Raw genomic sequence first — 23,790 nt, forward strand, 5'->3', positions numbered from 1 at the left:
ATAGGACTATTTATGTACTTTTTGAATCTTACCAGGTAAAATATCGCTACGCCGCTTAGTAAAACCCGAATCATTCCTATCTGAACTAAAAAAAGAAGCTGCCCCTTTTTGGACAGCCTCTTTTGCGTAGTTATTTATCAATCAATACCGCTTAAAATCTTCATTATCTTCATCCTCATCATCAAACTTCATTTTGTTGGGGTCAAACATGCTGTCGAGCAGGTCTTTGAATTGCAGACCGGTGTCTAGCGCCTGTTTGCTGATTAACGAAAATTCGGCCAGGCCGTGCAGGGCAAATTCCATCATAAACAGCTTGTCGTTCTCGTTAAGGCGCGGGTGGAAATTCTCCACCAGTTCATCCAGCCCGTCAATGGTTTTTAGTCTGGCTTTGTATTCACGGTCGGTCAAATCGTTCAGAAAATCAATCACATTGCCTTCGCCAAACCAGGTTGATACCTGCTGAAAAGGATTCTTACCTGCTTTCTTTTTCTTCAATGCTTCGGGGTTCGGGAAGTACTTCAGAAACTCCGTCCGCATGGCTTTGCCAATCAGGCTTTGTGCCACATACACAGGGCCTTCAACCTCGCCTTCATATACCAGCTCAATTTTACCGTTAATGGCCGATATAGCTCCGTAAATGTCAGACACCCGGGCATGTACGTTTTTCTCACCGTTGATGAGTGAACGTCTTTCGGCTGAACTCAACAGGTTTTCGTAGGCCGAGATAGTCATCCGGGCAGAAACCCCGCTTTTCGCATCTACATATTCACTGCTGCGGGCTTCAACGGCTATTTGTTCAATCAGGTCTTTCAGTATATCGTTTACCTCAATTTTCTTCTGTTCGGCTTTAATAATGGCTTCCTGTTGGGTGATTTTACGCCCAATATCAATCGATTTCGGATAGTGGGTTACTATCTGGCTATCGATACGGTCTTTGAGTGGCGTTACAATACTACCACGGTTGGTGTAGTCTTCAGGGTTAGCGGTAAACACAAACTGGATATCCAGCGGGATTCTCAGTTTGAATCCGCGAATCTGAATATCGCCTTCCTGGAGAATATTGAACAAAGAAACCTGAATACGGGCTTGTAAATCGGGCAACTCGTTGATAACAAAAATACAACGGTGCGAACGCGGAATCATGCCGAAGTGAATGACACGTTCGTCAGAATACGGCAGTTTCAAAGTGGCAGCCTTGATAGGGTCAACGTCACCAATTAAATCGGCAATAGAAACATCCGGCGTAGCCAGTTTTTCATTATAGCGTTCGGCACGAGAAAGCCAGCTCACAGGCGTAGCATCACCTTTTTCGGCAATCAGGTCTTTGGCATAGCGTGAGAGCGGTTCAAGTGGGTCGTCGTTCAGTTCAGAGCCTTCCACTACGGCCACGTATTCATCAAGCAGATTTACCATCAGGCGGGCAATACGGGTTTTGGCTTGTCCGCGCAAACCCAGTAAGTTAATATGGTGCATAGAAAGAATGGCTTTCTCTACATCAGGTATAACGGTTTCTTCATAACCCCATATACCCGGAAAAACCGTTTCTTTATTCTTTAGTTTTTCAATCAGATTGTCTCTTAATTCTTGTTTAATAGATTTTGGGCGATAATTACTGGCTTTCAGTTCACCCAGTGTTTTAATTTTCAATAAGTTTTTGTCGAATGCCATAATGCGAATGCTGCTGATTTTGCGTGTTATAAGCATAACGGATTTAACGCCCAAATGGTTTGTGTGCCGATTTTATTTGCAGAAAATAATGATTTTTTAATGAGGATATAAGAAAGGGTCATTTCTATGGCAGATTGCAAAGAAATGACCCTTATGGAATGGCATTAATGCCTAGCTGCATTGACCCAGAATATACCATAAAACAACAAATACGATAATGGTGCCAAAGCAACCGCCACCTAATTTCTTTGCGCCATAACCGGCTAGCAGACCTCGTAGTAAATTATTCATGCGTGTTTCTGAATTTTATAGAGTTTTAAAATTTAAGTGTACGATGAAAAAAAACTACGCCTGCGCCATATTACGTATAGTTGTGGTAATCGCTCCACAAATCATATTCAAGCGGCTATTTTCAGAATCCACACTTATTAATTGGGGAAATTGTTCTACTAAGCTAAACCAACACCATATTTACGACCCAGTTCAAGCAAAGCCTTTTCAGTTTCAGGCAACAGATTTACGCCGTTGGCCAGTTGCTGCTTTTTTAGTTCAAGTCCTCTGGCGCCCGGCATTCTTACCGGTTGGTCGGGGTTAGCAGGTTCTGATGCCAGGCATTGGTTTTTCAGATATTCAGCCTCACGCTTAAAAGCCGATTCACCTGCAAAGCCTTTCGGGCTTATTATTTGTAAGTAAACAGATGCACCCCAAAGGGTAGGCTCATCAGCACGGCCATGGCCACCTAAGGCACTGGTGAGGGCTTCTACCATCAGGCCTAGCCCAAAACCTTTATAACCGCTGTCCAGCCCACCCAATGGCAGAATTGAACCGGGCGGATTGGCAAAGAATGTGGCAGGGTCGTTCGTAGCATTGCCTTGGGCATCCAGCAGCCAGTGATGAGGCAGCATCTCCTGATTCCGATGCGCACGTGCTACCAGACCGTTAGAAGTGGCAGACATACTTACGTCTATCATAATCGGGTCAGATTCCGTCGGATACCCCACCGCCAGCGGGTCAGGGCTGTATACCGGGGTAAGTCCGCCATACGGAGCCACGGTTTTGTTACGGGGGTCTGAACAGGCCAGCAGAATCATCAAACCTTGCCGGGCTACATTTTCAAGATAAGCAGCCAGACAACCAATATGATGCGATTGCCGAATGGTGATGATAGACGTGCCAAAGGCTTCAGCGCGTTTGGTAGCTTCTTCAATGGCTTTCACTACCAGCCAGGGGCCGGGTAAATAGTTGCCATCTAAGGCCAGCACTGCACCAAAATCATTAATGACTTTGGCTTGGCCTTGTTTGGTCATACCGTCTTTTTCTAACTCGCCAACGTAGGCAGGCAGCAACTGCAAGCCATGTGTCCGGTGGCCGAGTAGCTCACCTTCCAAAAGAATATCAGCCGTATGGAATGCCTTTTCTGCATCCAGCCCGGCTTGTTGCAATAGGTTCAGGCTGAACTGTAACAGTGCCTCTGAGCTTCTCATAAATCAGGCAGTGGCTTTGGCAACAGAGGCTTTCATTTTAGACAGACCCAAAGTGGCAGCTACCAGCGCATCCATTTTCCAGTATTCTTTGTTGAATAGCTCTAAAGATAACACAATGGGCGTATTTTTGCTGTTCAGGTCGCGCAGTATCTGGGTCATAGGAGCAATGCCATCGCCGGGTAAAATACGATCGCCGTCGTTGATGCTTTCTCTGGGTGGCTGGCCGGGGTAATCGTTCATGTGGAACATCTGAACCGAAGAACCATTGATGGTTTTCAGGCTGTTAAAGCTGGAACCTCCTTTATGCAGGTGGTACACGTCTGTCAATACACAAGCCTTGGGGTGGCCACTTTCAGAAGCCACAAACAGTACCTCACCAACCAGATGAAGATTGGTTGAGAAGCCCCACATTTCCAGTTGAGGTATCACGCCGTAGTTATCGCTTACCTCCAGCAATTTGCCATATCTTTCTGCTACGGCCTGTAAGTTAAGTACCTGGCCGGTAGTAGCACCAAACGGAGGGGCTGCAATGCGCTTACAGCCTATTTCGGCCAGCATAGCCATTTCTCTTTTGTTCTGCTCTAAAGCCTTTTCACGTTCGGTAGCATCATCCACTATCCATTTCGAGAAGCCGATGGCATCTTCAATGGTGATACCCAAATCGGCAGCACGTTTCTTAATATCTTTCAGGCTGCCACCTTGTGCCTTATATTTTTCAACGGTGTTTACCCATATTTCAATGGCATCATAGCCTGCTTTGGCAGCTGTTTCTATTTCACCAACCAGCCCGAGGTTCTGCTCGCGGATGGTACTGGTATTTAAACAGAATTTAAAATTGTGTTTGGCTTTGGTGTGGGTTTCGGCCATTGCATCCGGCAAACCCAGACCAAGGCCTGCACCAACTGCTAATGTGTTTTTAAGTAAGTTTCGGCGAGAGATAGCGCTCATTTGCTGTAAAATTTAATAAGTTTCAGATTGAATGTTTCATAATAGTATTGAAAAGTAAATATAGGTGTATATGAGCGGGTTTTCAAGGAAATCGCAAGTTTAGTGCAATAGGGGATGGGGAGATGACAGCCTTTTAAAATACCATTCTATTCCACCGCCATCATTCAGTAAAATGAGCATTTGCTGCTCACCTACCTGATTATCAGCGGCTCAAAATCCGTGAGGGCTTCATCAAATACCACAAACCTGGCTGGATACCCCGCTGCAATTTGCCCAACCGATTGCTCCATGTTTACTGCCCTGGCAGCCCGTATGGTGGCCATCTTGATGGCTTCTTCCAGGCTGATACCTACTTGCTGCACGGCGTTGCGCACAGCGTCAGCCATGGATATAGCCGCACCTGCCAGATTCCCCTCCGTGTTACGGTATTGTCCGTCTTTCAGGTAGGCATCAAATGCTTCCCATTGAAAATGCGTTACCTTACCACCCACAAAAAGCGCATCAGAAATCAGAAACAGCTTATCTTTTTTGATTTTATAGGCTATTCTTGCCGCAGCGTAGTCGCAATGGTAACCGTCGAGAATAATAGGCGCATATACATCAGGATTATCAAAAGTAGCGCCAACCACACCGGGTTCACGGTGGCCCATCTGGGTCATGGCATTGTACAGGTGCGTGCAAAGGCTGATGCCCTTCCGGTAGGCATATTGCGCCTGTTTATAAGTAGCGTTAGAATGGCCTAATGATAACCTGATGCCGCTATCGAGCAGCATTTCCAATTGCTCGTCGGTAAAGTTCTCGGCAGCAATGGTCATTATTTTTATTACATCTTTGCCGTATCTGATAATCTCTTCCAGCTCGTTGTTGGTGGGTTTTCTTACATAAGCTGCCAGATGCGCCCCACGTTTAGCCATATTCAGAAACGGCCCTTCCAGGTGCATACCTAATACGCCCGCATCAGGGTTTTTCTGCATAAAGTTTCTGGTCGCTTCTATGCCTTTCAGAATATTTTCTGTCGGTGAGGTTATCAGGCAGGGCAGCACATGGGTGGTACCCAGTGCCAGGCTGGCCTCATAAATATCCTGTATGGTTGCTTCGGTTGGGTATTGGGTAAAGTAGTGCTTTTCGCCACCGTTAATGTGCGTATCAATAAAACCGGGGGCAATATGCCTGCCTGCCAGGTCTATGGTGCGTGCCTTTTCATGCCCGAAACTATCAATGGGCTGAATGGCCTGCACAACGCCGTTTTCTATGATAAGGGTATGGTTTTGAAGTACTTGTGTGCCGGTATGAATAGTGGCATGGGCTAAGACGGTCTGCATGGTAATAACTACGCTTTTTTTTGTGGCAAGTTAGGGAAAATATGTTTGAAGGCAGGTTGTTAGATAATAAAATCATTTAGCTTTTCAAAATCTTTAGTAAACCCCATACAAGCAGTATTTCTTTAAATTTAATGCCATACTTCGGGATAAATAGTTATTTTTCCTATAATACTTAGGGGTAAACAACTATTATACGTTATTGAAGACGTGTTTGCCATTTGAGATAGCATTATTTCATTTTTATTGTTAAGTAGGTTTTTTACAATAATAGATAGTTTCAGACCATTATTTTTTAATAGGAATTTCCCGGCTTCAAAGTCAATAAAAGATTGCAAATAATAGGTGTTACTTTTAGAAGATTGTATTCTTACCTGGGTATCAAAATATGATTTTTTGCCAATTTCAATACTGAATTTGCTTATTAAAGTATTGTTTGTTTGAATGCTTCCTTGCAGAATATTTATTTGAGAGTTGAGTTGTGTTTTGAAATTTATTGCCGTATTAACTTTCCATGCAGTATTTAGGTTCAGAAAACCATGGGTTGTGTTGAGTACGGTAATCATATCTTGTGTTTTTTGGAATAACTTTATTCGGGCAATTCCTGAGGCTAAGAACCAGGAGAAATTACTGCCCGGGTTTATTCTGAAGATGTTCAGATTAATATGAAGGCTATTATTTGGCAGGTCGGTGTTTGTGAAACGACTACTAAAAACGCCATATAGCGGAAGATAAGTGTTTTCTGAAATTATATAATCATCATATCTTTTATAAGAAACCTGAAGCCCAAAGTTATATCCCTTTTCTATTCCTGAGTTTACCGAAAAATCCAGGCCTTTTTGGGTATAAAAACTTAATGCCGGGTTTCCTGTTTTTATATCATAAAGATTACTGCTATCTGGTGTACTGATGGTCTGCTGCCAGGTAGGTAGCATTGGTTCTTTGGCATATTTTATGGCAAATTTCAGGTTAGGTATTCTATACTCTATCCTTGTAAATGGGTTAACAATAAATGTAGGCTCTGAACTGAAATTGCTACCAAAAGCAAGTCGTTTGATGTCCCAGTGCCAATAAGAAACACCACTTATTATATCTAATCTACGTCTTTTATACAGTGCGAAAAGTGTTAATTCTGTAAGCTTGTTTGTTTGAATATTATCATAATTAATGTCGACAAGGGCATTGTTATTTTTAAATTTTGTAGTTTGTTTAATTGCCACGTCTTCAAAAACCTGCCTGGCTTTACCCTCTAATAGTATTCTTCGGCTAATAGGTTTTGAATAATTTAGTTGTAAAAGATGATAAACCTGATTGTTTCGTCTGGTATTAGATTGCTTTTGCAAATATGATAAACTTTCATTGCTAAAATCAACATTTTCAGTTGATACACCCACCCGGTTTTGATAATACACCGAGGCTATCACTCCTGTTTTTTTTCCTTTATGAATGGCATTTGTTTGAAAAATATTTTCAAATTTCTGTTGGTTATTTTCTTCTGTATGTATGTTGTTTACATTCTGAAGGGTAGAGTCAGAAAAGGAACTTTCGATGTTTTGATTATATAATAAGCGATTATTATCCACTTTTATTTGATCTGAAAACCGAATCGATAGTCTGTCAGTAGGGTTATATGTTAGGTAAGTATTGCCAATGATATGTTTGGCAGGAGCTAGTTTATCAGATACCTCATTGGTTTTTTGTGTATTTGTGCCTAAAAAACGTGTATCTATTTTATGTTGATTATTTGTTTCAGTCAGAATACTTCCATAGACAAATCCATTAAACTCTATTTTCTTATTTTGAAAAGTATAATTTAAACCATTGTCAAAAACTTTGTTTCTTCCTACTAAAACATTATTAGATAGTTTGTTTATTTCATTTACAAATGATTCTTTCGGTGGGTCATAAAGTCCTATTACTGAAGAGGCCCGATTAATTGAATTTCTGAAATTCGTCATCAATAGCCTATCGATTGTTTTTGAATCTATGCCTTTTTCATTAATATTATTAGCAGAAGAAAAAACATTGAAAAAACCTTTTGATGTAATCTTTGAAAAATTGCCATTAACAGAATAACGGGCATTTGGTGCAAAACCTGCTCCAATATTACCAAAGCCACCATTTTTTCTGTCTTCTTTCAGTTTTAAATTCAGTGTGCTTTGTGTTTTGCCAGAGGCATCTGTGGTTTCAATAAACTCCATTCGTTCAATCATGTCGGCCTTAATATTATCGAGTGTCAGAGCCGGTAAGCCACCAAATATTGTTTTTCCGTCAATTGTAATAGCAGTTACTGGTTTTCCATGAATACTGATATTATCTCCCCAATCAATAGTAAGACCTTGTACTTTTTCAAACAATGTTTTGGCAGAAGCATGTGGACGAGCATCGTCTGTATGAAGATTAATAATCAGAGAGTCACCTTTGTATTCAAATCTTTTTCGTTTTTGTTTAATAACCACTTCCTCAAGCGCGATAGTTCTTTCTTTTTGTTCAACTTCTCTCTTATTTTGGGCAAAAGCGTAGCTTATTTGTAGAAAAACAGAAACAAATAATACTATTCTTTTTATGACTATCATTTTCAGGAATCTTCGTAAGATAAAGTTAGAAGCATGGGTATCTTTAATAAAAAGTGCTGGCTCTGGTAAAATAAAATTAAAGCCAAATGAGTAGGTTATCAGAGACCATCAGTCTTCTGCACTAAAATAACATAGAATCCAGCCCTCTCCGAACCAGCCTATTACTTCTAAGCTTTTACTCAATCTTTTTTCGGGTTTTGACTTTAATGTTATTATTTTCTTTCAATTTTACTCTTTGTCAACTCCCTTTGAGGCATAACCTGAAAAAGAAAGTAAAAATACGAAACTGAAAAAAGCGATTAATTTTTCATTGTATTAATTGTTTTTGGTTTAAAAAAATGAGCCAGCTTGTAAAGTTAAATAATTTTTTATTATTTGGGATAAAATAAAAAATATGAAGAACTTAAAACTTACTCTCTTTCTGGTTTTTTTACTCTCTTATTCTACCATTCTTATTGCGCAGAATAATTCATTTGTTTTTGAAAAAACAAGTGCTATTCGACAAGAAGTGACCTTCATTTCGCAAATATATAGTAAGCCCAATATCCGAGAAGTAAAATTACCTAATGGGCAAACGGCAACTATAAATAACATTGGAGGGAGCCGGACCAGGCAACACCTAAGAATAAGTGATATTGTAATTAAACCTTCTAAAGAAAAAATAAGCCTTGGCATAAATACCAAACGAATAAAGAATGATGCCTATGGGATAGCCATAGACACCGACACCCCATTTACTACTGACCAACAAACACAGGCTACTTTAGATACTTATTTGAATCAGTTGGGCGAAATTCGCAAACTTACAATAAGCACAGACAAAATGGTATCACCTAAACCACTCGAAGAAGTGGTTTGGGGTGGGCCTTTATTAAACCCAATTCATGAATTGTCTGGAGTTTTGCTTGCCAATACCCTGATAAATTTACAAAAAGGTAAAGTCTGGCAAGATACTATTAAAGGTATTTATAACGCTTATATAAATAGTTACGAAGTAATAGAAATCAATAATGAAGATTTTGTAGTTGCATTATCAGGATATTTAGAAAAAACAATTCCACAGTCGCTTCCAAATGATGAAGTTGTTGATTTCAAAAGTGTAGTTGAAAGCGGAAAAAAAATTGAACCGGTTACCGTTATTAATTCGGCTAAATACACCGGTAAAATTGTGGTTTCTGCAAAGAGCATGCTAATAAAAGAAATGAATATACTGATGCATAGAAGCGAAACAGTGTCGCTTTTCGGTTCGGTTGTACCCAAAACGCTTGATATTGAATTTACAATTAAAAATAGGGTAGTCCGATAAATGATTTGTTTAGTATTACGTTTTTTGTTTAAAAGAGCAGACACAACATAAGTTTAGTTAAAGGCTACCCGATTTTTGGCACCTGTATAAATTACAGAAATTGTTTCTGCTAAATATTCGATTTCTCCTGACTTTCTCCGTAATCCAACACCCGGATATTGCACTTTTATTTATGATTTCCATTTTTTGATAATTTTATAATTCGCACCACAAAATTCATCTTCATTTGGAAATCTTTTATTTACTCTAAACAAATCAGGGTGTAACTGAAATTCTGCCATCTTGTCAGTAAATTATGTATTGGCAAAATAATTGACGATTTTTGCAAAAACAAAATTGTTGGAAAAATGGCAGAGAATAAAGAAGGACAAGAAATAACTGACGACCAAGTACAAGAAAACAGTGAAAATCTGGCAGAAGAAACTGCAGCAGAAACCCCGGCTACTGAAAGCACAGAAACAGAAGATAAACAGGCATTGCTGGAAAACCAGCTGGCCGAGGCTAAAGATAAATACCTGCGCTTGTATGCTGAGTTTGAGAACTTCCGCCGCCGCACAGCTAAAGAAAAAATTGAGACCATCCAGAATGCCTCTGAGGGCTTGATTAAAGAGTTGATTCCTGTAATTGATGATTTTGAAAGAGCCAACAAATCTTTTGAAACCGTAACAGAAATTGAACCTTTGAAAGAGGGGATATCGTTGATATTTAATAAGTTGCAAAAAACGCTGGCAGCCAAAGGCTTAAAGCCGATGGAGGCAAAAGACCAGGTTTTTGATGCCGAACTACACGAGTGCATTACCCAGTTTGCAGCCGGTGACGACAAAAAAGGATTGGTGATTGATGAGGTTGAGAAGGGGTACTTCCTGAACGATAAGGTGATTCGCTACGCTAAGGTGGTAGTGGGTAGCTAAGCAGACAATATTTTTTGAGCGCAATAGTATTGGGTAAACGGCAGGCATGGCCGGGTTCTGTTTACGCAATGCAAGTATATACAATCATTATGGCACAAAAGAAAGATTATTACGAAGTATTAGGAGTAGGTAAAAACGCTACTGAAGATGAGCTGAAAAAGGCTTACCGGAAGCTGGCTATACAGTATCACCCGGATAAAAACCCGGGCGACAAGGCCGCCGAGGAGAAGTTTAAAGAAATAGCTGAAGCCTACGGGGTGTTGTCTGATGCCGAGAAACGTCAGCGGTACGATCAGTTCGGGCATCAGGGTGTGGGTGGTGCCGGTGGTGGCTATGGTGGCGCAGGTGTCAATATGGAGGATATCTTCAGCAGTGTCTTTGGTGACGACAGTCCGTTCGGTAGCTTTTTTGGCGGTGGTGGCAGACGCGGAGGCGGTGGCCAGCCGGTTAGAAAAGGCTCTGACTTGCGTATCAAGCTGAAACTGGATCTGGAAGAAATTGCCAACGGTGTTGAGAAAAAAATAAAAGTAAAACGCTATGTGGCCTGTAATACCTGTAGCGGTAATGGGTCGAAGAACGGTAACTCGCTCAAGACCTGCCAGACCTGTAACGGCTCGGGGCAGATACGCAAGGTAGTTAGCACCATGCTGGGCCAGATGGTATCTACCAGTACCTGCCATACCTGTAATGGCGAAGGCAAGGTAATTGTAGACCGTTGTGAAGTGTGTTTTGGCGAAGGCCGTGTACTGAACGAAGACCTGATTTCTATTAAAATACCTGCCGGGGTAGGCGAGGGCATGCAATTGTCTATGACAGGCAAGGGTAACGTACCCACCCGTGGTGGTGTGGCCGGAGACCTGCTGATAGTAATAGAAGAAGAAGAACACCCCGAACTGAAACGCGACGGCAGCAATATTATTTTTGATTTGAAACTGAACTTTGCCGATGCCGTATTGGGCAAAGATGCCGAAATACCCACCATTGGCGGCAAGGTGAAAATCAATATCAAGCCGGGTACCCAACCCGGAGAAGTACTGCGCCTGAAAGGCAAAGGCCTGAAAGAAATAAACAGCTACAGCATTGGCGACCAGTTGGTGCATATTAATATTTATACCCCAACCAGCGTAAGCCCCGATGAAAAGGCCATACTGGAAAAACTAAGGGAAGCGCCGAATTTCCAGCCCAGAGCTACCAAAAACGACAAAAGTTTCTTTGACAGAATGAAAGATTTCTTTCATTAAGATGATGAAGCCCTCTGAATGGAGGGCTTTGTTGTTTATGGGGTACCTAGTTCGGTTAAGGCGTTTTGTACTTTCTGAAGGAAATTTTGGTATTCAATAGCTTCGGGGGTTGATTGAGTTAATTCAAACCATAAGTTTTCAGCTTTCTTAAAATATAAAAATGCTGCATCTTTATTGCGGTTATCCCTGTAAAATTCACCCAATTTGAAATAAGAAATGGCCAAACCATTTTTGAAATTAACCTGATTGGGATAGTCTCTGTAGAGTTCTTCAAAGAGCTGATTACAATTCTGAAAGAACTCTAAAGCATTTGGCAAGTTACCCATGGCATGGTTAAGGTCGCCTAATTTTTCATAAGAAATGGCCAGGCCATTTTTAAAATCAACCTGATTAGGAAATTCTTTGTAGAGTTCTTCACTGAGTTGATTATACTTCCTAAAGAATGCTAAAGCATTTGTAAAGTTACCCATCTCCTGGTTAAGTTCCCCTAATTTACCATAAGAAATGGCCAAACCTTTTTTGAAAGATGCTTGATTGGGATAGTCACCGTAGAGTTCTTTACCTAGCTTATTTCTTTTCAGAAAGAACTTTAAAGCTTTTGGCAGGTTACACATAGCCTGGTTGAGGTCACCTAATCTTTCATAAGAAATGGCCAGACTATTTTTGAAAGATACTTGATTGGGATAGTCTCTGTAGAGTTCTAGAAAAAGATTATTTTGTTTCTGAAAAAATTCTAAAGCGTTTTTCTGGTTACCAATCACCAAATTGAGATCGCCTAAATTGGAATACGCAATGCCCAGATTGCGTTTATTATTAATATTTCCGGAATCAATTCTGCAAAGTTCTTCGCCTATATTTAAGGACTTTTGAAAATACTGCATTGATTTTTCTAAATTTCCATGTGTTTGGTGGTAGTTACCTATTCTTTCAGATAGTCCTCCAAGGTAATTATGTATATTTTCAAGGTTATTGATTACACTTTCAGCATAGCTGCTGTATAATATAGACTCTTCATATTTGATATTGATTAAGTTTCCCGTACTCAATTCATATTTCAATTTTTTATTCAGGTTTAATACCAAAGCTGAGCAATCCTCAAAAAGATTTTCGTTTTTCTTTCGGGTTATTTCCTGTATTACCGGGCTGCATTTAAAGGCGGTTTCGGTTTTGTTATAGTCCAGCCAGCCTTTTTGTGCCAGTAATAGCAGGGTATCTTCAAGGTTTTTGCTGTCAGGAAGCAATTGTTCAAGCGTTTCAAAAAAGATACTTTCAGCAGGTAATACCGAAAAAACTGAAAGTAGGGCGGTTTCTTCACTGCTTAGGCTTCCTAAGTCATACATGGCCGAGATGATTTCAACCGGTGTGGCTTCTTTAAATTCATGCCAGTCGGTATCTACTTCCTTATTTTTGCTTAAGCCTAATAAGCCTTTCTGTTGCAAGTCAGATAGTAAATCTTGTAACTGGTAGTTCTTTTTTAATTTGTTTAAAACATGTAGGTTTTTAGCCAGTAACTCAATTACCAGCGTATTACCACCCACAGCCTGATAGATTTGCCTGAAAAGTTCATCTTCACGGGCATTATGCTTTTTGTAATATCGCATAAATAAAGCAAGCGCTTCCTTTTCTGGTAAACCACCAATTTCATAAAACGCTGCTTGCCGGAACTCCGTAATACGGGTGGTAAGTAGAATATGAAAATTGCTGCATCGGCGTAAAGTTTGGTAATTGACGTTGAGGTCATCCAACTCATTGGCATTATCAATAACCAGCAAACAGGGTTTGGGTAAAGAGGCCATGTTGGCAAGAAGTATTTCCAGCCGCTCTTCTTGTGGGGTTGTATCATCAAATTGTATCTGCAAGGGTACTGCTAATTTGAGCAGGGCATTCGTGATGCCTTGCTCATTCAATACCCATGCCAAATGGGTATAAGCATCTTGGTATGTATGATAATAGGTAGACACCAATGAGGTTTTACCAACACCCCCCTGTCCATTCACTAGTAACAGAAAATTTGAACCTTCCGAGAGTTTCTGATGAATAGCTGTTAACTCTTCTTTTCTTCCTAAAAATACTTCAGGTTCGAACGGAGGACGGGTAAGGTGGTGCGGTGGCTTGTTGGGTTGAGAATTTTTTATTAAGTCTTTTATTTCTTCCTGCCCTTGTTTTAAATGTTCAATTCCCGCTTTTATTAAACCGAACTCCTGAAGTTTTACAAGTACTAATTCTATATTACCGTTGGTTAATTTGCTTATTTCCAGCAGTCTATCCAGTTTTGTATTTATCCTGATAAATTCTTTTTTGAAATACGCTTTAGCAACAGTCAGCGATTCAGATGGTTTTTCTTGCCTTAATGCCTGAATTTCATGATTTATTTTTTCCAGAATAGCAGAGTTATCGGACGAATGCCTTATTAGTCCTTCCAGACTTTTTATTAAAAAGGCTTTAAGGGGCTTTTCGTCTTTATCATCCTTCATGCCCTCCATAAACACTAATTCATAGCACTCTGATAGATGTTCTTTGAAGAAAGCCTTAATTTCAACCAGTTTGCCCTCTTCGTCTTCATATCCCCTAAAAACATATTCATGTATATCTGCCAGCCATTCCTCTTGGTTATTTACCATTTTTATAATATCGCCAGTATCATGGGTTAAATTTCTTGAATCTCTAATCAGATTTTCGAAAGTCTTCTTTATATACTTATCATTGTACGGATTCTCCTGAAGATATCTAACCGTTACTAACTCAACGGCTTTTGGCACTGAGTTTATCATGAGTTTTTCAATGTCATGATTAAGTTCCGGGTCTGGCCTTCCAAGGTAGCCTGCTAATGCGACAGGGTCATATTGAGTGATGTAATTAGAAGCAAGGTTGCCAGCAATAGCTGTAATAATGTCGCCTAAACATCCGGTTGGATCAACGGCTTTAGCCACAGCGAAAGAGCCAAGTGCAGAGGCTAATTTTGCAAAATTGAATACTTGTTGGGTCATTTGATAATGCCGGAAGTGTTAAAATATTTCTGAACCCAAAATACAAATATTCTATGATAGAAGTTAAAAAGTTGTTTGGTTTATTTTGAGGCACATCAGATAGGGTTAAACCTCAAAACAAGTTTCATGGCTCTTCCCCCTTCCCCCTTTTAACATAATTTAAGTTCGATTTTAAGGATACTCTGACCTAAATTCTCTATTTTTGAGCCTCATTGTGATTTGGGAACCGAAACTATCCTGAACTAAAGCATTTAAACATTTATTTACTATCAAATGAACAATTTTAAAAGGCTTAATAATATTGTAGGCTGGGCTATATTTGCCATTTCATTGATTTCTTACACTTTAACGGTTGAACCCACAGCCAGTTTCTGGGACTGCGGCGAGTTTATTGCCTGCGCCTACAAACTACAGGTGCCTCACCCTGCCGGTGCTCCGTTGTTTTTGTTAATTGGCCGCATGGCCTCTTTGCTGGCAGGTAGCGACGTAACCAAAGTGGCGCTGATGATAAACATGGTGTCGGTTATAGCCAGTGCATTCACCATCTTATTTATGTTCTGGACCATCTCTTTGCTGGCGCGTAAGGTGTTCGGCAAAAAAGGTGAAGAACTCAACTCATCAGAAATTATTCTGGTTTTAGGTGCCAGTGCTGTTGGTTCTCTGGTGTATGCTTTCTCTGACTCGTTCTGGTTTTCGGCAGTTGAAGCCGAGGTTTATGGTATGTCATCGTTCTTTACGGCCATTGTGGTTTGGGCGGCTTTCAGATGGGAGTTGATAGAAGACGAGTCAGACGCTAACCGCTGGTTGGTTTTTATTGCCTATCTGGTAGGGTTGTCAATCGGTGTGCACTTACTGAATCTGGTAACTATTCCGGCGCTGGCCTTAATCTATTATTATAAAAAGACCAAAAAAGTAACATGGAAAGGTGGCATTATTGCCTTTCTGATAGGTATGGTGGTGTTGGGCATTGTTAATGTTGGCGTTATTACGGGTATACCGTCGCTGGCGTTCACTTTCGAGAAATTGTTTGTCAACGTGTTTGGTATGCCTTTCAGTTCAGGTAGTTTGTTCTTTGTTGTGTTTTTGATAGGCTCTTTAGCTTATGCTATTTTCTATACCAATAAAAAAGGAATGGTCGTTGCCAATACGGCATTGGTTTCGTTTGCTTTTATTCTGATAGGCTATTCAAGCTACACCATTGCCTTGATACGCTCAAATTACAATCCGCCTATCAACGAAAACAACCCGAGCAACGTATTGACCTACGTATCGTACCTGAAACGTGAGCAATATGGCAGCCGCCCGCTGTTATACGGCCCTGTATTTACAGGCAAGCTGGAGTCTATCGAAAACGGTGACCCTATCTACAAAATAGGTAAAGATAAATATGAGGTTTACGACCACAAGCCTAATTATATATGGGGGCCAAACAGCGAAAGCCTTTTGCCGCGTATGTGGAGCACAGATGCTAACCACCAGGCGGTGTACCGTCAGGAAATGGGCTTGTCGCCTGAACAAAAACCTACGCTTATAACCAACGTCATGTATATGTTTAAACGTCAGATGGGTTACATGTACTGGCGTTACTTTACCTGGAATTTCTGGGGGCGGTCAAGCGATATTGAAGGGGCCGGGCCGACTAATATTTTTGAGTCGAAGAGTGCATTGCCTCCGGCAGTAAAAGAAAACCGTGCCAGAACCAACTTCTTTGGTTTGCCTGTTATTTTGGGTATTCTTGGTTTATTATACCATTATTTCCGTCGTGAGCGAGATGCCCTCGTGTTATTCCTGTTATTTCTGTTTACAGGTCTGGCACTGGTAGTATTCCTGAATGCACCACCGATTGAGCCACGCGAGCGTGATTATATTTACGTGGGTTCGTTCTATATCTGGGCAATCTGGATTGGCTTGGGTGTAATGGGCTTGTTCGACTACGTGTTCAAGTTTATAAAAAATGTGCAGTCAAGAGCCATTGCCTCAACGGCTGTTGGTTTGGTAGTGCCTTTAATTATGTTGCCACAGGCATGGAGAGGCCATGACCGTTCGAACCGTTATCACCAGATAGATTTCGCCAAAAACCTGCTTAACTCTTGTGCCAAAGATGCGATATTGTTTACAGGTGGCGATAACGACACTTTCCCGCTATGGTATGTGCAGGAGGTAGAAGGTTTCAGAACAGACGTGCGCGTTTGTAACCTGAGCCTTTTAGGAACCGACTGGTACTGCGAGCAGATGAAACGTAAAACCTATGAGTCAGACCCACTGCCGATTACGTTCTCAACCGACCAGCTACTAAGTGGTGTAAATGACCAGATTCCGTTTGTAGAGCGTTTGCAGGCACCCATTAACCTGAAAGAGTTTCTGGAACTGGTAAAGAAAAATGACCCTGCTATACAGATACCACTGACAACCGGCGAGAGCATTAATTCTTTGCCGTCAGACAGCCTCTTCCTGACCTACAATGTTGAAGATGTGAAAAAACTGGGCTTTGTAGCCAAACAGTATGAGCCGTATCTGAACGGACAAATGGTGTGGAACATAGGCAAGCGCGATTTGTTGAAAAATGATTTGATGCAACTGGAAATGATTGCACAGAACAACTGGAAAAGACCTATCTATTTTGCAGGTACACTGGCCAGCGACAATTACCTGAACCTGCGCGAATACATGCAGCTGGAAGGCTACGCTTACCGCCTGATGCCATTTAAAGTAGCGGATGGTGAAGACGGCTTTGTAAATACAGACGTCATGTATGAGAAGATGCTAAAGAAAATGGCATGGAGAGAGATGAATAATCCGAAAGTATATTACGATTCTGAAACGTATCTGAAGGTTCCTATTATCACGGCTCGTCTGGCATTTCTGAGACTGACCGACCAATTGATTAGAGAAGGTAAAAAAGACAAAGCCAAAGAAGTATTAGATTATGCCAACAGGGTTCTGCCGGATGCGGCTATTCCTTACGACCAGCTTTGTACCAATTACGTAATGTATTACTTTGAAGTGGGCGACCCTAAAAAAGCAATGGAAATTGCCGAAGTAATAACCAAACGTGCCGACGAGAACCTGGCTTATTTTACCGAAAAAGCTACCCGAACAAGTGCCGAATGGATGCCGGATAACGTACAGCAGTTTATTGAAATCAGCCTGAGAAACCTGCAGATTATTTCAAATGTATGCAATCGTAACGGTCAGGAAGCTGCCGCCAAAAAGTATGAGGCAATCTACAACAAACACTATTCAAGATTAAGCAGATAACCTGCCCAGAGCAATAAACACCGGAGGGGCTTCTGAAAGGAGGCCCCTCCGATGTTTTATAACCAGCCAGCCAGTTTGTAGCTTACATAACCAATCATTTCTCTGATAACTAAATGGGCAGTTCGCATGGGCGATGTATCGGGTACGAACTGTACAAGGGCCCAGGTTCTGTTGCCCGAAATGTAATTAGAGCCATAAGGTGTAACCTTTACTCCGGCTTTGATGAAACAGCCCGTGGCTCTTTTCTGATGAAATGCCGATGTAATAAGCAGGCAGGTTTCGCCTGCAAAGTGCTTCCGCAACAGGGCGGCTGTGTTTACGGCATTTTCTCTGGTGTTGGTTGATTGGTCTTCTTTAAAAATGTCTTTCGCCGGCACGCCAGAAATAACCAGGTATCTGGCTATCTGGTCAATTTCTCTGGTGGGCCTTTCGCCAAGTATTGGTATCTCGCCGCCACTGATAATGATCTTTTTTATTTTACCAGCTTTATACAATTGAATGGCCTGAGCCGCTCTGTCGGCTGAGCCCCCCAGAAATATATTTTCTTCAGGTGTTTTGGCGGTGTTAATTATCCCGCCCGTAAGAAGAATGCCGACATCATGAGGCGGCACAGCCGCAATAGATGTTGGTGGTATTTCCCAAAGCCGGGCTATTTCATCAACAAAGAAAGGAGTAGAAATAAAGTAAAAAAACAGAAGGGCCGCAAGCAGCAGTTTCCTCGATTGGTTTCTGTTTTTTGTAATAAAAGCCAGCACAAGCAGAATAAGTATAATGCCTGCCGGCATAAGCACAAAAGCAAAAATCTTTGAAACAATATGAAACATGCCCCGGCGTTAAATTTGATGACAATATTTGAGAGTTTAACAAGCAATTAACTCGAACTCATAAATTAAGCACTTATATTTGCTATTTAACATATTAAGACTAAAAAATAAGAATATGCTCTCTGTAAAACACCGGACACACCTGTTTCTTATCGCATTTTTGTTTTCAATTGTCAGCTTATTTGCCCAGCAGCCGGGGCATTCTATTAAAGTAAGGCTCAAAGGTATGCCCGAAGGCCGAACCTGCCATCTGGCGCATTTTTTCGGGTATAATCAATACATAAAGGTTGACTCGGCCAGGGTAGAAAACGGTATGCTTGATTTTAAAGGCAAAGACCCTCTGAAAGGTGGTATCTATCTGATTGTTTTATCGCCCACCAAATATTACGATTTTGCAGTTGATGGCAAAGAGCAGTTTATGGAAATAGAGAGCGATACCACCGACTTTGTGGGCAAAGTAAAATTTAAAGGTTCAAAAGAAAACGATTTACTTTTTACCTACCGCAGGTTTCTGCAAGATAAAAACAAAGAAGCAGAGGCTGTGAATAATGCTGCCAGAGGAAAAAATGACCCGGCCACCCAGGATAACGTAAGAAAACAAATGGCGCAGATTCAGGCTGATGTTGAGGCATACATGAAAGCCTTTACCAAAAACAATGCCGGCACATTTGTAGCAAAGGTTGTAAAAAGCAATGTTGAACCCGAGCTGCCCACAGTTTTACCTAAAAAGGCAAATGGCAGGCCAGATTCTACCTATTTGTTTAATTATTATAAAGCCCACTTTTTTGATCATATAGATTTTGCCGATGAGCGCCTGTTGCGCTCGCCTTTTCTGCATTCAAGGCTCGAACGTTACTTTAAAGACCTGGTGTATCAGGTAACTGACTCTATCAATAGAGATGCCGACAGGGTTTTGAAGCTGGCTAAGGGAAATACAGAAGTTTACAGATTTGTGCTGTGGCAGATAACCAACAAATATGAAAACTCTGAAATAGTGGGGCTTGATGGTGTATTTGTGCATCTGGCTGAAAATTATTATCTGAAAAACGCACCCTGGCTGGATTCAACCCAGAGAGCTAAATTCAAAGAGAGAGTGGATATAATGAAACCGCTACAAACCGGGCTGGTGTTTCCGCAGTTGATTGTTACTGACTCAACAGGTAGAGAACACACACCTATGCAAAGCAAAACCAAATATACCGTTGTTTATTTTTATGACCCAGACTGCGGCCATTGCCGCGACTCCGCCCCGAAGCTGGTAAATTTTTACAACGCTAACAAAGGAAAGGTTACCGTTTACAACATAAGTATCATAAACGACAGGAAGAAAATCAGCAGCTTTATAAACACCTACAAAACCAATGAGCTGATAAACGTCTGGGACACCAGAAACAGATATGTTTATGCAAAAGACTTTGATGTTTACTCAACGCCAACCAATTACATACTTGATAAAAACAAAAGAATAATAGCGAGGAGGATTCCGGTAGAAAAAATTGAAGATTTTCTGAATTTCTATGACCGCCAGCAGTCGCAAAAAGTAGCTAATTAACCAAATTGGCCTGGTCAAAAGCAACAGCCACTCATGAAAACGGCTGTTGCTTTTTTTTTATTATCCGTACACTTTTTTGGTAAGAAAAATTAAGCTCAATATTACGGCAGTGTTATCAGATTGATAAAAATGATGCAGAATTTGTAAAAGGCTTTTTTTCTTCTAACTTTGCCCGCCAAATCTTAATAAAATTTATGAGTCGAATCAATATATCTACAGGTGCAAAGTGGGAAGACATTGTCGGGTATTCCAGAGCAGTAAAAATTGGTAATGTTATTGAAGTAACCGGTACCGTTGCTACCGATAACAGTGGTGAGCTTGTGGGTAAAAACGATGTATATATTCAAACCAAGTTTATTATTCTAAAGGCAGAGAAGGTGCTTGAACAACTGGGAGCCAGCCTGAAAGACGTTATACGCACGCGTATATTTACTACTGATATTTCAAAATGGGAAGCCATAGGCAAAGCGCATGGCGAGTTTTTTGGTGTTATAAAACCATGTACAACCATGGTAGAAGTTAAAGCCCTGATTGGCGAAGATTATCTGGTTGAGATTGAATTCTCTGCCGTGCTGGAAAACAAGTAATCAGACCAGGTGGTTTTTAATAGCAAAAGCCACTAGCCCTGCAGTATTTTTTACGCCCAGTTTTTCTATCATCCGTAGCCGGTGCCCTTCTACAGTTCTGGGGCTGAGAGACATCTTGTCGCCGATTTCTACGGTTGAAAGGCCGTCGCAGATGTGCTTCAGAACCTCTTCTTCACGTTCAGACAGGTCTGTTTTATAGTTGAATATTTTCTTTTCCTGTTGGTTCTTCCTGGTCATTTTGCGCAGCATTACCTTGCTTGCAAAATCGCTGAAATAAGTACCCGTTTCCACTACTTTTTTAATGGCTTTTTCTACCTCTTCGGGGTCGCTGTCTTTCAGCAGGTAACCGCTTGCGCCTGTCTCCATCATGTGCATCACATATTTGTCTTCATCATGCATAGAGAGTATCAGCACCTTTGTTTTCGGAAATTTCTCCTTAACAATCTCGGTAGCTTTCGTGCCATCTAACTGTGGCATCTGAATATCCATCAGAATAACATCAACTGTTGTATGTTGCAGCTTATGAAGCAGCTCAAGGCCATTGGTAGCTTCCATTACCACTTCAAAACCGGAAACCTGTTCCAGAATCGAAATCATGCCTTTTCTGAAAAGGCTATGATCATCTACTACTGCAATTCTGATATTTGACATAACAAATAACTAAGATAATAACGGAATCTCTATGGTTGAACTCGTTCCTTTGTCCAGAATAGACTGAATAGCAAATGTGCCATTCACTACGCTCAGACGGCTTTCTATGTTTCGCAGACCCAAACCAGACTTTACGTCTTTTTTTACCGCTTCCAGGTTAAATCCTTTACCGTTATCAGTGAATACAAAGCTAAGTTTTTTGTTCAGAAGCGACAGCTTGAGGGTTATCTCTTGTGCTTCGGCGTGTTTCAGGGCGTTGTTAACCAGCTCCTGGGCTATCCGATACACGGTCAGTTCAATTTTATTATCAAACCTTTGGGTGTCGTCTATGCCTTCATGGTTAAAAATAAACAGTACTCCGGTGGCTATGTGTATTTTCTGAATAAACTCGTCAATGGCTATAATTAATCCAAAATCTTCAAGCGTGCTGGGTACCAGTTCGCGCGATATTCTTCGCACCTGGCTGATTGATTCTTCCAGAAACTCCTTGGTTTGCTGGCCCTGCTCTATCACTTCGCCTGAGGTATCTATTTTTTTTAGTAACTGATTAAAGCTCATCTTGGTTACCGAAAGCATGGCGCCTACCTCATCATGCAGGTCTTTGGCTATACGGCGTCTTTCAACTTCCTGAACCTCCAGCGACGACTCAAGCAAGCGTTTATGCATCTCGGCCTTAAGCTCCTGAATATTCATCTTTTGCTCTGCTTGTTTTTTCTTATAATAGACCACAAACAAAATGCAAAAGATAATTAGTACCAGAAGCCCCGCGGAACCCAGAAATATAAGCTGCAGGTCACTCATCTTTATGACTGTTGTACAAAAAGTTACTGTAATAAAATGCCAGCGAGACCGTAAAATGGAATACAAAACTAAGGGCTGAGTTTATTCCCCAGGTAATTTGCGTGGTGGATATGGCCGCCTTTACCAGAAACAAATTTACAAAGAGGCTTCCACCAAAATAGAATAACAGCCCAACACTTACCCAAAAGTAGGAAAATTTTGTGATATTTTCGACTTTTAAATCCTGTAGCAGCTCATAGAAATAAGCCAGCACAATTACGAGTATAATCAGGCTTGATGCTGTGTAGGTATATTGATTAAAAGAGCCGGTATTCAATTTGGTAAGCGAGCCAGAGGGGATTTCAAGAATGGCACAGATAGTGAAAATGAAAGAGGCTGAAATAATAAATAAACGCCAATATTTATAGTGCAGTAGCCTGTAGTAAAACCATACAATAAGGTAAAAACCCAGTACAGACTGCCAGTTGTAAAAAAATAAAGTGTTAAAGTTTTTAAGTCCTGAGTAATAGAGTAAATCTGAGGTTACTCCGAAAGTGTTTCTGATGAGTGTAAGAATAACATACACAGCAAGTATTCTTAGTTCAGCGCTAAGATATTTTCTTTTAAATAGTATGATTAACGCCGGAATAAGAATACTTACTTCTGAAACCGTTGAAAAGAGCATTAGTCCGTTCATTCGATTAGTTTCGTCCTTTTAAATTTAATTTTGGCCGTACGGTGGTTGAGGAGAACCGCCTCCCAGTCCATTGCCATTCGGGTCGTCGCCGTTTCCGCCAAGGCCAATCATAATGTCACTGCCTTTTTCATCTACAGCAACAAGAAATAATCTTGGCCTCATTTCAGGGTCTCCACCTTCAATTGGCTCTGTAGAAATCTGTGTTAATCCGGTTTCGGGGTTAATTTTTTCGTAGGCTAGTCCGTAATAAACTCTGATACCAACCACTGTGGCTTGTTTTTGGGCAGTTGCAATTAAATTTTCAATGCTTTTGATACCAAAAAACTCTGCATCTCTTATGGTGTTATCAATTATAAATCTCGAATCATAAGAATTTTGTCTGCTAGGTGCAGCCACATCTTTTTTGAATTGGTTCGAGTAATCCTTTGTAGAAGAAACCGAACATATAGTTCCTATGTTTTCAGCTTCTTTTAGGGAGTAAGGCCAATTTTCTGTCATGATAGTGAGTTGTTTTAATGGTTAAATAAAAGGATAATTGTTTTGTAGTGTTTTAGAAAACTCACCGAAATATATGAGTTAGTTTTAAAAGAATTGTTAAAATACGTAAAAACCCCTGATGAATTAAGTGTTTTTACGCGAAAGCAAAAAATAAAACCTCACTATTGTTCACAATAGTGAGGTTTCTGAAATGAGCTCAATCGTACTTAGAAAAAAATTATATTTTTTTCACGTTGACTGCATTCAAACCTTTACGGCCTTCGACAACTTCGTATTCAACTGTATCGTTTTCACGAATTTTTCTGCCGCCTAGTCCAGTCACATGAACGAAGATCTCTTGCCCTGAAGCGTCATCAACGATAAATCCAAAGCCTTTGGTCTCGTTGAAGAATTTTACTACACCTGTTTGCATTGAAATTGAAAATTAAAAGAAAATGAAAAATTGAATCGCAATGTACATATTTTTAATGATAGTGCAAGTTTTTTGACAAATTTATTAGGAC

General features: G+C 40.7%; 18 protein-coding genes. 6 read left to right on the forward strand and 12 right to left on the reverse strand.

Annotated features, from left to right (window positions below; all coding sequences use genetic code 11):
* Positions 1 to 141: 141 nt before the first annotated feature.
* The 5 genes from NZ848_RS15210 to NZ848_RS15230 form a co-directional block, all read right to left on the reverse strand.
* Positions 142 to 1,704 (reverse strand): magnesium chelatase, encoded by a 1,563-nt coding sequence (locus NZ848_RS15210; RefSeq protein WP_390890887.1) that lies wholly within the window; start codon positions 1,702 to 1,704, stop codon positions 142 to 144.
* A 413-nt stretch (positions 1,705 to 2,117) separates the two neighbouring features.
* Complete coding sequence (locus NZ848_RS15215) at positions 2,118 to 3,152, reverse strand: Ldh family oxidoreductase (protein ID WP_259016236.1); 1,035 nt, start codon at positions 3,150 to 3,152, stop codon at positions 2,118 to 2,120.
* Positions 3,153 to 3,155: 3 nt separating this feature from the next.
* Positions 3,156 to 4,100, reverse strand: coding sequence for a sugar phosphate isomerase/epimerase family protein (locus NZ848_RS15220; RefSeq protein WP_259016237.1), 945 nt, complete (start codon positions 4,098 to 4,100; stop codon positions 3,156 to 3,158).
* 191 nt (positions 4,101 to 4,291) lie between these two features.
* Positions 4,292 to 5,422 (reverse strand): N-acetylglucosamine-6-phosphate deacetylase, encoded by a 1,131-nt coding sequence (gene nagA / locus NZ848_RS15225; protein ID WP_259016238.1) that lies wholly within the window; start codon positions 5,420 to 5,422, stop codon positions 4,292 to 4,294.
* Positions 5,423 to 5,550: 128 nt separating this feature from the next.
* Positions 5,551 to 7,995: a hypothetical protein gene (locus NZ848_RS15230; RefSeq protein ID WP_259016239.1), complete on the reverse strand. Its 2,445-nt coding sequence runs from the start codon at positions 7,993 to 7,995 to the stop codon at positions 5,551 to 5,553.
* A gap of 394 nt (positions 7,996 to 8,389) precedes the next feature.
* Here NZ848_RS15230 and NZ848_RS15235 point away from each other — a divergent pair, with 394 nt between their 5' ends.
* The 3 genes from NZ848_RS15235 (at position 8,390) to dnaJ (ending at position 11,453) form a co-directional block, all read left to right on the forward strand.
* On the forward strand, positions 8,390 to 9,301 hold the full coding sequence (locus NZ848_RS15235) for a hypothetical protein (protein WP_259016240.1): 912 nt from the start codon (positions 8,390 to 8,392) through the stop codon (positions 9,299 to 9,301).
* A gap of 347 nt (positions 9,302 to 9,648) precedes the next feature.
* On the forward strand, positions 9,649 to 10,212 hold the full coding sequence (locus tag NZ848_RS15240) for a nucleotide exchange factor GrpE (protein ID WP_101725211.1): 564 nt from the start codon (positions 9,649 to 9,651) through the stop codon (positions 10,210 to 10,212).
* Positions 10,213 to 10,301: 89 nt separating this feature from the next.
* Positions 10,302 to 11,453, forward strand: a complete 1,152-nt coding sequence (gene dnaJ / locus NZ848_RS15245) for a molecular chaperone DnaJ (protein ID WP_101725210.1) — start codon at positions 10,302 to 10,304, stop codon at positions 11,451 to 11,453.
* A gap of 35 nt (positions 11,454 to 11,488) precedes the next feature.
* On the opposite strand, the gene NZ848_RS15250 is transcribed toward dnaJ, so the two are convergent.
* Positions 11,489 to 14,440: a tetratricopeptide repeat protein gene (locus tag NZ848_RS15250; RefSeq protein WP_259016242.1), complete on the reverse strand. Its 2,952-nt coding sequence runs from the start codon at positions 14,438 to 14,440 to the stop codon at positions 11,489 to 11,491.
* Positions 14,441 to 14,713: 273 nt separating this feature from the next.
* Between NZ848_RS15250 and NZ848_RS15255 the strand changes: the two genes are divergently transcribed.
* Positions 14,714 to 17,698, forward strand: coding sequence for a glycosyltransferase family 117 protein (locus NZ848_RS15255; RefSeq protein WP_259016243.1), 2,985 nt, complete (start codon positions 14,714 to 14,716; stop codon positions 17,696 to 17,698).
* A 56-nt stretch (positions 17,699 to 17,754) separates the two neighbouring features.
* Here NZ848_RS15255 and NZ848_RS15260 read toward each other — a convergent pair whose 3' ends face one another.
* On the reverse strand, positions 17,755 to 18,522 hold the full coding sequence (locus tag NZ848_RS15260) for a YdcF family protein (protein ID WP_259016244.1): 768 nt from the start codon (positions 18,520 to 18,522) through the stop codon (positions 17,755 to 17,757).
* A 115-nt stretch (positions 18,523 to 18,637) separates the two neighbouring features.
* On the opposite strand from NZ848_RS15260, the gene NZ848_RS15265 reads away from it, so the two are divergent.
* Together NZ848_RS15265 and NZ848_RS15270 are read left to right on the forward strand one after the other, a co-directional pair.
* Positions 18,638 to 20,074, forward strand: a complete 1,437-nt coding sequence (locus NZ848_RS15265; RefSeq protein ID WP_259016245.1) for a TlpA family protein disulfide reductase — start codon at positions 18,638 to 18,640, stop codon at positions 20,072 to 20,074.
* Between the two features lie 194 nt (positions 20,075 to 20,268).
* Positions 20,269 to 20,661, forward strand: a complete 393-nt coding sequence (locus tag NZ848_RS15270; RefSeq protein ID WP_101725205.1) for a RidA family protein — start codon at positions 20,269 to 20,271, stop codon at positions 20,659 to 20,661.
* On the opposite strand, the gene NZ848_RS15275 is transcribed toward NZ848_RS15270, so the two are convergent.
* The 5 genes from NZ848_RS15275 to NZ848_RS15295 form a co-directional block, all read right to left on the reverse strand.
* Entirely contained in the window at positions 20,662 to 21,312 is a 651-nt protein-coding gene (locus NZ848_RS15275) for a response regulator transcription factor (protein WP_101725204.1), read from the reverse strand.
* Between the two features lie 9 nt (positions 21,313 to 21,321).
* Positions 21,322 to 22,005 (reverse strand): sensor histidine kinase, encoded by a 684-nt coding sequence (locus NZ848_RS15280; protein ID WP_259016246.1) that lies wholly within the window; start codon positions 22,003 to 22,005, stop codon positions 21,322 to 21,324.
* 100 nt (positions 22,006 to 22,105) lie between these two features.
* Positions 22,106 to 22,789, reverse strand: a complete 684-nt coding sequence (locus NZ848_RS15285; protein WP_253534130.1) for a hypothetical protein — start codon at positions 22,787 to 22,789, stop codon at positions 22,106 to 22,108.
* 24 nt (positions 22,790 to 22,813) lie between these two features.
* Positions 22,814 to 23,287, reverse strand: a complete 474-nt coding sequence (locus NZ848_RS15290; RefSeq protein ID WP_259016247.1) for a hypothetical protein — start codon at positions 23,285 to 23,287, stop codon at positions 22,814 to 22,816.
* 217 nt (positions 23,288 to 23,504) lie between these two features.
* Complete coding sequence (locus NZ848_RS15295; RefSeq protein ID WP_101725200.1) at positions 23,505 to 23,699, reverse strand: cold-shock protein; 195 nt, start codon at positions 23,697 to 23,699, stop codon at positions 23,505 to 23,507.
* Positions 23,700 to 23,790: the final 91 nt, after the last annotated feature.

It is taken from the genome of Emticicia fluvialis, from assembly GCF_024793945.1.
In the GTDB taxonomy this organism is placed as follows: Bacteria; Bacteroidota; Bacteroidia; order Cytophagales; family Spirosomataceae; genus Emticicia; species Emticicia fluvialis.

Excerpts from the sequence above, each read along its gene's own strand:
- NZ848_RS15280 (WP_259016246.1), bottom strand. The coding sequence starts at position 22,005 with ATGAATATTCAGGAGCTTAAGGCCGAGATGCATAAACGCTTGCTTGAG.
- NZ848_RS15255 (WP_259016243.1), top strand. The coding sequence starts at position 14,714 with ATGAACAATTTTAAAAGGCTTAATAATATTGTAGGCTGGGCTATATTT.
- NZ848_RS15275 (WP_101725204.1), bottom strand. The coding sequence starts at position 21,312 with ATGTCAAATATCAGAATTGCAGTAGTAGATGATCATAGCCTTTTCAGA.
- NZ848_RS15270 (WP_101725205.1), top strand. The coding sequence starts at position 20,269 with ATGAGTCGAATCAATATATCTACAGGTGCAAAGTGGGAAGACATTGTC.
- NZ848_RS15260 (WP_259016244.1), bottom strand. The coding sequence starts at position 18,522 with ATGTTTCATATTGTTTCAAAGATTTTTGCTTTTGTGCTTATGCCGGCA.
- NZ848_RS15235 (WP_259016240.1), top strand. The coding sequence starts at position 8,390 with ATGAAGAACTTAAAACTTACTCTCTTTCTGGTTTTTTTACTCTCTTAT.
- NZ848_RS15295 (WP_101725200.1), bottom strand. The coding sequence starts at position 23,699 with ATGCAAACAGGTGTAGTAAAATTCTTCAACGAGACCAAAGGCTTTGGA.
- dnaJ (WP_101725210.1), top strand. The coding sequence starts at position 10,302 with ATGGCACAAAAGAAAGATTATTACGAAGTATTAGGAGTAGGTAAAAAC.
- nagA (WP_259016238.1), bottom strand. The coding sequence starts at position 5,422 with ATGCAGACCGTCTTAGCCCATGCCACTATTCATACCGGCACACAAGTA.
- NZ848_RS15290 (WP_259016247.1), bottom strand. The coding sequence starts at position 23,287 with ATGACAGAAAATTGGCCTTACTCCCTAAAAGAAGCTGAAAACATAGGA.
- NZ848_RS15230 (WP_259016239.1), bottom strand. The coding sequence starts at position 7,995 with ATGATAGTCATAAAAAGAATAGTATTATTTGTTTCTGTTTTTCTACAA.
- NZ848_RS15285 (WP_253534130.1), bottom strand. The coding sequence starts at position 22,789 with ATGAACGGACTAATGCTCTTTTCAACGGTTTCAGAAGTAAGTATTCTT.
- NZ848_RS15240 (WP_101725211.1), top strand. The coding sequence starts at position 9,649 with ATGGCAGAGAATAAAGAAGGACAAGAAATAACTGACGACCAAGTACAA.
- NZ848_RS15220 (WP_259016237.1), bottom strand. The coding sequence starts at position 4,100 with ATGAGCGCTATCTCTCGCCGAAACTTACTTAAAAACACATTAGCAGTT.
- NZ848_RS15210 (WP_390890887.1), bottom strand. The coding sequence starts at position 1,704 with ATGCTTATAACACGCAAAATCAGCAGCATTCGCATTATGGCATTCGAC.
- NZ848_RS15215 (WP_259016236.1), bottom strand. The coding sequence starts at position 3,152 with ATGAGAAGCTCAGAGGCACTGTTACAGTTCAGCCTGAACCTATTGCAA.
- NZ848_RS15250 (WP_259016242.1), bottom strand. The coding sequence starts at position 14,440 with ATGACCCAACAAGTATTCAATTTTGCAAAATTAGCCTCTGCACTTGGC.
- NZ848_RS15265 (WP_259016245.1), top strand. The coding sequence starts at position 18,638 with ATGCTCTCTGTAAAACACCGGACACACCTGTTTCTTATCGCATTTTTG.